General features: G+C 47.6%; 10 protein-coding genes. 3 read left to right on the top strand and 7 right to left on the bottom strand.

Features of this window, described 5'->3' with window-relative positions; translation table 11 throughout:
* Positions 1-249: 249 nt before the first annotated feature.
* Positions 250-1395, bottom strand: a complete 1146-nt coding sequence (locus tag B9Y58_RS09505) for an FISUMP domain-containing protein (protein ID WP_083532263.1) — start codon at positions 1393-1395, stop codon at positions 250-252.
* 703 nt (positions 1396-2098) lie between these two features.
* Here B9Y58_RS09505 and B9Y58_RS09500 point away from each other — a divergent pair.
* The 3 genes from B9Y58_RS09500 (at position 2099) to B9Y58_RS09490 (ending at position 4361) form a co-directional block, all read left to right on the top strand.
* Positions 2099-2629 carry a hypothetical protein gene (locus B9Y58_RS09500; protein WP_073055521.1) on the top strand — a complete coding sequence of 177 codons (531 nt, stop codon included), beginning with the start codon at positions 2099-2101 and terminating at the stop codon, positions 2627-2629.
* A gap of 238 nt (positions 2630-2867) precedes the next feature.
* Positions 2868-3065: an aldo/keto reductase gene (locus B9Y58_RS14925; RefSeq protein WP_233247902.1), complete on the top strand. Its 198-nt coding sequence runs from the start codon at positions 2868-2870 to the stop codon at positions 3063-3065.
* A 78-nt stretch (positions 3066-3143) separates the two neighbouring features.
* Positions 3144-4361 carry an ATP-binding protein gene (locus tag B9Y58_RS09490; protein WP_073055525.1) on the top strand — a complete coding sequence of 406 codons (1218 nt, stop codon included), beginning with the start codon at positions 3144-3146 and terminating at the stop codon, positions 4359-4361.
* Between the two features lie 12 nt (positions 4362-4373).
* On the opposite strand, the gene B9Y58_RS09485 is transcribed toward B9Y58_RS09490, so the two are convergent.
* From B9Y58_RS09485 to B9Y58_RS09460, 6 genes are all read right to left on the bottom strand, one after another.
* Positions 4374-5039 (bottom strand): DUF4405 domain-containing protein, encoded by a 666-nt coding sequence (locus tag B9Y58_RS09485; RefSeq protein WP_073055527.1) that lies wholly within the window; start codon positions 5037-5039, stop codon positions 4374-4376.
* A 15-nt stretch (positions 5040-5054) separates the two neighbouring features.
* Positions 5055-6491 (bottom strand): flavodoxin, encoded by a 1437-nt coding sequence (locus tag B9Y58_RS09480; protein ID WP_073055528.1) that lies wholly within the window; start codon positions 6489-6491, stop codon positions 5055-5057.
* Entirely contained in the window at positions 6491-7714 is a 1224-nt protein-coding gene (locus B9Y58_RS09475) for a carboxymuconolactone decarboxylase family protein (RefSeq protein ID WP_073055530.1), read from the bottom strand. The genes B9Y58_RS09480 and B9Y58_RS09475 overlap by 1 nt, the downstream gene beginning before the upstream one ends.
* Before the next feature lie 195 nt (positions 7715-7909).
* On the bottom strand, positions 7910-8422 hold the full coding sequence (locus tag B9Y58_RS09470; protein ID WP_073055532.1) for a flavodoxin: 513 nt from the start codon (positions 8420-8422) through the stop codon (positions 7910-7912).
* Between the two features lie 177 nt (positions 8423-8599).
* Positions 8600-9439: a nucleotidyl transferase AbiEii/AbiGii toxin family protein gene (locus tag B9Y58_RS09465; RefSeq protein WP_083532264.1), complete on the bottom strand. Its 840-nt coding sequence runs from the start codon at positions 9437-9439 to the stop codon at positions 8600-8602.
* Positions 9429-10037 (bottom strand): type IV toxin-antitoxin system AbiEi family antitoxin domain-containing protein, encoded by a 609-nt coding sequence (locus tag B9Y58_RS09460; RefSeq protein ID WP_073055534.1) that lies wholly within the window; start codon positions 10035-10037, stop codon positions 9429-9431. The genes B9Y58_RS09465 and B9Y58_RS09460 overlap by 11 nt, the downstream gene beginning before the upstream one ends.
* Between the last annotated feature and the right edge of the window lie 280 nt (positions 10038-10317).

Here is a 10317-nt window from a genome sequence, read left to right as displayed (position 1 = left end):
ACCCACAAGAAACCAAGACCCTTGACACACTTCATACCATTATCTCCTGTAAAAATTTTCACCACCCACAAACCAAGCAATGTGAAATATGGAATATGGAATTTATACCGCAAAATCCATCATCAGACGGGGCTCAAGCGATTCTATTTTATAATTATTAGATGCAATTTTTTTCTTATTGATTTTTTTAGACATATCGACTCCAATTGGCTTATTGTTCAATTCTTTATTATTGCTTTTTTGATAGTATTATTCAACCTTTACACAACGAGCAGAAAAGCCCTGTGTTTTATATTGTTGAGATCTTCCGACATCCGTCGTAGAAGTTCGACTTTGAGAACCCGCCCAAGCACCGTCATTTTTGTATTCATCTGATTCTTCTGGATAAAACCAATACGTATGTTCTTTCAAACTTTTGAATTTTTTATTCCAATTCTCTCCAGCCCCCATCAAAGAATATCCACTAAAATTCATGCCGCCAAAATTCGTACTTCTAATATCAGCAGCACCATTTTTGTTACCATCAGCATGCACAATTACATACAAATCATCATATGTCAAAAGTCGCCAGCCATTAGGGCAAATTCCCTGATGGTTTGGCTTAATAGAGTCAGCACAACTCTTGGTGTTGCATTCGCTCGGCAACTTCATCATTTCCGCCCATTGATAGAGTCCGCCATATTTCTGGCAATTCGTCGTATCATTGTCATAACAATATCGTTCTATCTTGGAATCGTTATTTTGGTCCTTATCGCCATCAACCATTTCGCCAACATTCAGGTTTTCTGCCATAACTGTGACAGACGCGGCTTCATCATTTTGGTTTGTACCATTGATTGTTAGATAATAGTAGGACCTTCCTTCGTATGTAAACTGTTTATAAGCCCCTGTAAGTACGCTATCCGAATTAAAAGCCTTCATATGATTATAAGGCTTATACTCGCTGCTACTAGAAGCAACCGATGAAGAAGACTGTTTCACAGAAGAACTGCTGCTAGACTTGACACTTGACGAAGAATTGACCGACGAACTAGATACATCCTTCTTGCTGCTAGAAGAATCTCCCGACTTTATGGAACTGGAGCTCTTGGAGTCAGAAGAGACTTTTGTTTCTTTTGTGGAACTGCTAGACTTAGTGTCACTACTCGATGACTTGTCTTTTTCCATATTTTCGTCACTAGACCCATTCGACTCCGCTGACGCTCCGCTCAGGGTGACACTCGAATCAGATGACTCTACAGACGAACCGGAAACACCTGTTTCGTCGGAACTAGCCGACGAAGAGTCATCGCAAGCCGAGAACGCAAGCATTGCCGCCAACATAAAGATGGTTAGAGATTGCTTCCCCTGAAACAAGTTCAGGGTCGCAATGACACGCTGGAAAGACTTCTTCATAAAACATCCCCGTCTATAGTTTATCCTGTTAAATATAGGTAATGCCCCTGCCAAAGTCCATACCCCCCCCCATTGTAAAATTTAGGTAACAAGACGAAAGTCCAGAATAACGCAGAAAAACAACTTTTTTCAAGGTTTTCTATCAGAAATTTTCTATATGACTCAAGTTGAGACATATAGAGTTATAACTTGCCAAATGTAGGCATTTTATGGTAGATTTGGCGAATTATACAAGACGTCCAAAGTGATTGATTTTGGAATCTGCCTGGCGCAGGAATTGGGTTTTAGACCGAGCGATGTCACGAAGGTAAGCATCGGTGACTTGCGTGCTATTTTCGAATTTATGAAAAAGGATTATCTCACCAAAGGCTCTGTCGGGCTAAACTGTACACTTGTGCCCGGCTAGCAAAAAATTCTCAATCCGTAAGCCCCTTCCAAAACTGTTTTTCGGCTGCGTAACCGTAGTTTTTAGGCTATTTCGGCAGGTTCCGACCTCGCAGCGTTTCCGTAGCCGTACAGAATGACTGGACAGAGCCAAAGGACCATTTTCGCAGCGTTTTCGCAGTTTTGACTCAAAAGTACGGTCTGGCCCGACAGAGTCGGCAAAAAAAACGACAATTTCCAAACGTTTGCGAACCCACACAAAATAAGCTATATTCATAAAATCAATCTTTTAGAGGCTTCTTATAAGCTGAGGTAAAACATGAACAGTCCTCATTCGCACACAAACTTCTCTATCATCTTGCTTCTAGGAATGCTTTGCCTTGAAGGGTGTTCTCTTTATCATAACTACATTTGGTACGAACCGAGATTATTAAATGAAAACGATGAAGTTGTTATACCAGAAAAAGACGATTACGAAATTTGGCGCTATTACACTAAAACAACCGCCAATGCATGGCTCATTTTCTTTTTCCCTTTTATCCCTCTAGGAGAAGATTTTGAAGGTCCACATCCATATTGCCATAAAGGGGACCTTGTAATATGGGTTAAAAAACAAGAAGAATGTCCCGTGGTATATGTCGATAATAATCCTGTTTACGGAAAAATACATGAAGACGAACCATATGATATTACAGGGATGAACAAAACCCACGACCTGTGTCATTATGGAAAATTGCCGATTGAACAACAGCAGATATACACTATAAAATACAAGGGCGAAGTGAGGCGGTATCTCTTCAAAAAAGAACAGAATAAAGGATACACTCCCTTTTGGTTCCCAAGTGCCTAAAGGTAATAAATCTTCTGCAAGCTGCATTCAGTCTTACAGGGATTATTTACAAGCAGAGAACTTTAGCACGCAACCCCACCCTACACCATTTCGGCCTTGAGCTTTGCGGCAAGTTCACAGCAGTACAATCTGGCCCAGCAGAGCCATTCGGCCATTTTCGCAGCAAAAGCGCAGTTTTCGGGAAAAAGTACGGACTGACCCGACAGAGCCTAGCAAAGGGGCGGCCCCAACGGTCAAGTTGAATTCGAGTTTCGATATGCCGGTTCTCGGGCTTGGCACTTGGACTTTGCGTGGCAAGGTGGCTGAAGATGCGGTCTATGTCGCCATCAAGAACGGATATCGATTGATTGATACTGCAAAATATTATGACAACGACGACTCAGACACCGCTACGAAAACTGGTGAAAATCGTCAAAATTTTAGTCAAACTGGATAAAAAAGTGCATTTTTTATCCAATACAACGCATTTATTGAACAAAAAAAGCTATTTTTTGGGGTAAAGGACGGTTTCCCTATGAAGATAGCCATACAAAACCAGCGCAAGGAGCGGGACAGACTTCTCAGCCTGCCGTATATCCCCCGTCAAACCATATACAACTTTGACGAATTGCTGAAAAGCCCGAACATCAAACTTTTGACGGGTCCGAGACGTGTCGGAAAATCCACCCAGGCTCTTTTGATGTTGCGGGGCAAAAATTTTGCCTACCTGAATTTTGACGACAACGAACTATTGAACAAGTGGGACGAACAGCAAGCCGAGATGTTGCTTGGCGAAATTTATCCGAATTACGAGTACCTGCTGCTGGACGAAGTGCAGAACATTGACGGCTGGGATGTCTGGGTTAATAAACTTTATCGACGTGGCGTGAATTTGGTCATAACCGGCAGTAACGCCAAAATGCTTTCTGGAGAAATGGCAACTGTACTAACTGGCCGCTACCTTGAAATCAACATGCTGCCATTTAGCCTTGCCGAGGCATCGCAGTTTGCTAGCCGCTTGGGTAATGCAGAAAAAATACAAGACGACTTCTTGAAAAACGGCGGTTATCCGGAGACTTTTACTCAAAGGTCTATTACCCAAAGTTATTTACAGACCCTTTTCGATTCCATTCTGTACAAGGATATTGTCAGAAGACATAAGATCAGAAACGCAACTGACTTGAACAATGTAGCCATGTTTCTTTTGTCTAATTTCACGGGAACATTTAGCTACAACGACGTGGCAGATGACCTAGGACTCTCTAGCGTTAGCACGACAAAAAAGTTCATGGATTACTTGCACGAACCGTATCTGTTTTATTATCTGGACAGGTATAATAACAAACTAAAGTTGATGAAAAAAGCGCCCCGCAAGGTGTATGTGGTTGACAATGGTTTTGTTGCGTCGAAGGCTTTTAATTTGAGCGATAATCTCGGGAAACTGCTGGAAAACCAGGTCTTTGTGGAGTTGCTCCATCGCGGGTACGACACCGAAAAGACTTTGTTCTATTACCATTCCCGAAACGACAAGGAAACCGACTTTGTACTTCGTGAAGGCAACAAGGTCAAGGAACTTATCCAGGTTTGCTACGACATGTCCAAAGAAAAGACTATAAAGCGGGAAGTGGACAGCATCGTCGAATGTGCAAGGGAACTAGGTTGCGACAACCTGACTATTGTGACATGGAACGAGCAAAGGACTATCGAAAAAAAAGGCTACACAATCAAGGTTGTGCCTGTGGGTAAGTTTTAAGCCCGCTATTTGCTACGCCTTCATGAGTTTCGCCGTATAATGCACCACAACGGCAAACAGCACGACGATGGCGATGTAGTCCGCGAAAAATAGCGCGTAACCGCGTTCCGCGTCAAAGAAGAAAAACGGCTGCTGCAGGAACATGTATTTCCAGAGTCCGCGAATCGCGAAAGCGTAAATTCCGTAACCCGCCACGATAGCGGCAACCACGCGAGTTGCGATAAGCGCCGCCTTTGACTTGAACGCACCCGCAAGCCCCAAGCGGTTTGCAATCAGGCTCACATGCAACCCGATGTGGAGCGACATGAACACGTAATACCAGTGGCTAGCGAGCAGGTGTGCCGTGCGAGCAAAACTTGCGCCCGATTCAATCCCGAGCCAGGCGAACACATGGTTCGAAAGCATGATTCCGCTCACCATCAAGAAAATCGCGCACAGAAGAATCCCGCAATTCACGACCGCCTGCAAGATGCGGAATGCGTTGTAGCGGCCCTTGAACAGCGAAAGGAAGAAGCGCCGGTTCAGCGTGATATGCACCGCCCACAAAGCGAGCAGCACCACGCCCAGAATCTCGTGAACCGCAGTCGATTCAAAGAAGTAGTTGCCGCCCATCAGCACAAGCGTCGCGACAGTCATCGCGATGTCAAGCGGCATACGGATTTTGGCGGAAATAGGCATATCAAGGAATATACATTATTTCGTCTTCATGCCGTTTTTCTCGAGCCACTTGGCCACATCTTTCGAGAGGCTCGAACCGCCGGAGTAATGCACCGAAAGGCCTTCGCCGATTTTTGCGTTGGGCGCAAGTTTCGCAATCGCGGTGATGCTCTGGCCAAAGCGACCGCCGCCGTGGGAGCAGAACGGCAGAATCCGCTTGCCCGTAAAGTCGTAACTTTCGAGCAAAGTCGCAATAGGCATCGGGATACTCGCCCACCAGTTGGGGTAACCGATGATAATCGTTTCGTAGTCGGCCCACTTCTTTGCGTCGGGCTTTTTCTTGAGGGCCGGGCGCGCCTGTTTGTGCTGGTCGTTCTGCGCCTGCTTCAAGACGGTGTTGTAGTCGTCGGAATAGGGCTTCACGAGTTCAAGTTCCACCATGTCGAAACCGGTCTGCTTCTTGATTTCGCGGGCGACACCGCGGGTGTTCCCGCTCCAGGAATAGAACACGATTAGCGCACGGGAAGCACCTTTCGGGTTCGACGCCGCCTGCGCCTTTTCGCCCCTAAAACCCGCCGCTTCCTGGGTCACAAAAGTTCCCTTGACGCCTGCACCCGCATTCATGGCGAGTCTGAGCCCCACATTGTAACTCTTGCTGGATTGCTGCATGGCTCCGCGATAGGCGCTGCGGAGGTTCTTGCCGAAATCGTTCCAGCCGCCACCGCGATGCACGCGCCTCGTGCCCGAAGGTTTGCCCGCCGGATCGACCGTCACGCTTGCCGAGCCCGCAGAAACTCCGTAATCACCGTAAAAGTCAAAGCACCATTCGCCAACGTTCCCGTAAATGTCGTAAAGCCCGAAGGGATTGGGCTTGAACTTACCCACGGGGAGCGTGTTCCCGCGGTAAACGCCGGGACGTGTTTCCAAAACCTCGTCGTTGAAATAGTTCTGCTCGATTTGATACGGGTAATGCCCGTAAAAATTCACGTCGTCGGCACCGGGAGCCTTCTTTGTGTAGAACGGCGTGGTCGTGCCGCCTCGGGCCGCGTATTCCCATTCCGCTTCGGTGGGGAGCCTGTAGCCGTTCGCCTCGCGATTCCAGCTGACCGCATCGCCTTCGATAGCGTAAACGGGAGTGCGTCCGTCGCGTTCGCTTAACTTGTTGCAAAAACGAGCCGCCTCGAGCCACGTGATGTTTTCGACGGGCAAGTCGTCACCCCTGAAACTGGAAGGATTTTCGCCCGTCACCTCGCGATAAAGCTTTTGCGTCACCTCGTATTTACCTAGGTAAAAATCGGAGACCTTCACCTTGTGCAGCGTCTCGTCGTTGACGCGCCAGTCCTCGTTTGCGGGGCTCCCCATGTCGAAGGTCCCGCCCTTGATAAGCACGAAGCCGTCGGGCGCAGGTGCCGCCGCAAAAATTCCTACCGTCATAAGGCCAATAAATGCACAAGCGAGAATTCTGGCAAACATTATTTCAACTTCCCGTATTCTTCGTCGCTCACGGGCTCAAGCCATTCGTTGCTTCCGCCTTCACCAGGGACTTCAATCGCCAAATGCTGGAACCAGGAATCCGGAGCCGCCCCGTGCCAATGCTTGACGCCAGCCGGAATGTTCACCACGTCGCCGGGCTTCAGTTCCACCGCCGGCTTGCCCCATTCCTGATAGTAGCCACGGCCCGCCGTCGCGATGAGAATCTGGCCACCGCCCTTCTTTGCATGATGGATATGCCAGTTGTTGCGGCACGCCGGTTCAAAAGTCACGTTCCCGACCCCCACCTGTTCCTTGCTGATCATGTCGAGATAACTCTTGCCCACAAAATACTTGGCATAGGCGTCGTTCGGCTTGCCCACCGGGAACACGCTCCAGTCTTTGCCTGGCATGGTTTTTGCGTCCGCCGCGTTTACGGCACCAGCCGTCGCGTTTGCTGCCTCAGCCACCGCTTCCTTGAACAGTCGCAGCGCATTCAGCGTGCGCGGGTAACCGCAATACGGCAAGCAGTTGTAAATCGCCTGTTCCACGTATTCGGCCGTGCGAATCTTGAGGTTCGCGCCGATATGCGCCTTGAGCTGCGGCTCCGTTCCCAGGTTCACGAGAATCGCCATCGTCAAGAGTTCGCGGGTATTCAGGTCGAGCCCCTTGCGGGTGTAGTAATCGCCAAAGCAGTTGCTCGCCAAGAAGTAATTGATGGTCGGCATCCCGTCCTTTCCGTTTTTCGCCATGTCGCGGAAAGTCTGGCCGAACAGCGTTCCCTGCGCATCGGCACCCGCCTCCAGGCGGGACTGCGCCGTCACCGTCGCACGGTTTTCGTCCACCTTCACGTTCTTCGCCTTGAACACGCTGCGGGCAATTTCAACCGCATCCACCGTCCGCGGGAACCCGGTGTAGGGAGCGCACTGGTAAATCGCCTCGAGAATTTCTTCGGGGGCAAGCCCCTGCGCAAGCGCCGTCGCCACCTCTTCTTGCAGAAGCGCGCCCGACTGCTGCGTCACAAGCGACACCAGGCGAATCAACTCCACCTCGCGCTTTTCCACAAGCGGAGTCGCCGCCGGTACCTCGTTCTGCGTGAAGTTGTCCATCACGGCACGCAGTTCCTTGTCCTGCGAAAGCACCTTTGCCTCGCCCTGCGGGCAGCAATCACATGCGGCAAGCACCGCACCCATACCAAGCATCGTCATAATCGTCCCTAGTTTCATGGTTTGTTCCTTTTCTATCTACGCCTTTAATATAAATAAATGCGCAAACCTCGCAAAATACCATTTTTTCATGCTCAGTATGCGTGAAACGCATAGTGAAGCCCGCCAAGGGGATTGATTCCCCTAAAAAGAAAAGACTGCCAAGAGTTTCCTGGCAATCTTTCTAAAACATTCCGCCCATAAGGCGCAATCAGCCTATTTCACCCACTTGTCGACTTCTTTCTGGGCCTTGTCGCGTTCGTTCTGGGCCACGTGTCCATAGATGGCAAGGCCGGGAGTCACGTTCGCACCGGTCGCCTTCTTGAGGCGGGCAACACCCGAGAGGCCGCTGCCTTCGTGGGTCACGAACGGGTGAATCGTCTTGCCCTTCAGGTTATACTTTTCGAAGAAGGTGAACATGGGCATGGGCATCTCGCCCCACCACACCGGGTAGCCGACGTAAATCTCGTCGAATTCTTCGGGGTTCACGTTCACCGGCTTGATTGCCGGGCGCGCGTCCTGCGCAAGTTCCTTCTTGGCCACGTTGATGCAGTCGTCGTAGCCCTTGGGGTATTCCTTCGCGGGCTCCACGTGCAAGAGCGTGCCGCCTGTCTTTTTCGCAATCATCTCGGCAATGATTTCGGTATTGCCCTTGGAAATGTTCCCGACGGTGTAGTTTTCATCGGCACGGGAATAGTAAACGACGAGGATTTTCTTTTCTGCTGCCATAGAGACTCCTAGAAGAAGTGATAAAAGAATCAAGGTGATTTTTTTCATGGGATCCGCCTTTTCTGTAAAAATTCCTTTGAACCGGTTGTCTATAATATAAATAAATCCAGCACAGCCGCGTAATGCGTAATTTTTATGCCCAGTATGCGTGTGACGCATAGCGGATTTAATATGATGTTAGAAAATACAATCAAGAATCTCTTTGCAAGATTCAATTGTCGCTTCAAATGGAACATCTTTTGCAAACGAAGATTTTTTTGCATAGTTCTTCCATCGAGTTTGAAGAATGTCGCTCTTTGAAATTTCTTCTAGAAGCAAAAGAGCTTCTTCTTTTTTAAAAGGCGTTTTGCGGTATTGGCAAGTTGTTTCAAAAGATTTCTTCAAGTCAGGAATATTGATGTTATTCCTTTGCAATTGATTGATGATATAGATGTCGTAATAATCTTTGCAGCGGCTATTGAGCAGGCCTCGGAAAAGAATGGTTTGAAGTTTTTCAGCAACAACCGTTTCTAGGTTGTAGGCTCGGAACGTAATGGACTCATGGCTGATGAGGCTTTGGTAGGTGTATTCGACGTCAGAAGGTGTAATTGGATCGCCCGTGGCAACATCGACATGGAAACTTTGTCTGACATTCTCTAGGCGTCCCGTCAAAAGGATGGAAAATCCGCCGTAGGCGTCTTCATCACGTATTGGAGAAATATCACTTATTTCAAAAGAGATAGAATCGTCTGCATCGATTGCGATGATGTCAGTGAAAATTTTCCTCAATCTATTCTCGTCCATAGTTTCCCTTCTCAAAAGGAAATCGATGTCGGCTGTGTAGCGGTTCTTTACGCCGAGCAATGTAGCGAGATAGAAACCGCCCTTGAAAACAAACTTATTGGCGTATGTTGACTTGGCCAATCTTGAAATGAATGCATCGAAGAAGAACGATACGAGCAAGATGTTGGCGTGAACATTCTTTTCTTTGGAGAGGTTGTTGATTCTCGCTTGCAGGGAATTCTTATTAATCTTCATTCAGTACCACCGTCATAAGTTCCACCACTTTGTTCTCTATTTTCAATATTTGGGCGTAATGGAGTAGGTTGCGGGTATTCTTGTCTTTTGATTTTGCGTAAAGCCTGAGCGCTTTGCCGTAAATTTCTGCATCGATCTTTCGGCTGTTCTTGATGATGTCGCAAAGCGTTCGTTCCGTATCGTAGCATTCCACTAGATGTCCAAGCGAAGTCTTGATTTTGCAAATTCCAAGCCTGTAGGTTTCATCGCGAGAATCCGTGTGGATTGCGACGGAAGGGTTCGGAGAAAATGGCCTATAATTCTTGGGCCCGGTTACCTCGAAATAATCGGGTAGGCGGTCTGTTAGCCCATGCAAGAATAGTGCGGAAACGTGTGAAAAGATGAATCTGGGATACTTGTATTGAAAAACAAGGTAATCGTCCCGAACCCATTGCTCTTGGGCGTAAAAACCCTTATCTATCTTGACAAGCCCCTGCCTTCGCACAAAATCAGTCAAGAACCACGAGGGAATCTTGTGGCTGTCGACTTGCTTTCGCGTGATGTAGCCGCTGTTCGCGTTCAGCATTTTTTCCAGTTTTTTTTCATTTGTTTCTTGCATTTCAAACCAAATATATAATAAAATGGTTGAAAAAGCAAGTGTTTTTGTCTTAAAGAAGCAATTGTGTGAGACAACATCTCACGAATTGGAAAAAACATAAAAAGTTTACGCATATTCTTTCGCTCCGCCCGCAAACAAGCTTGAAATTGCGGGTCTTTTCTGCTCATTGCAAATATACATCCTTGCAATGTCATATTATGACAATTTGTAAAAAAATGTGAAATTTAGGTCCCCCCCCCGCCTATGCCTTCGGAGCATATCTTTTATGCGAAATAAGTAT

The organism is Fibrobacter sp. UWB15 (assembly GCF_900177705.1).
Lineage (GTDB): Bacteria > Fibrobacterota > Fibrobacteria > Fibrobacterales > Fibrobacteraceae > Fibrobacter.
The sequence above is the reverse complement of the archived record's forward strand: the minus strand, read 5'-3'. Positions and strand labels throughout refer to the sequence as shown.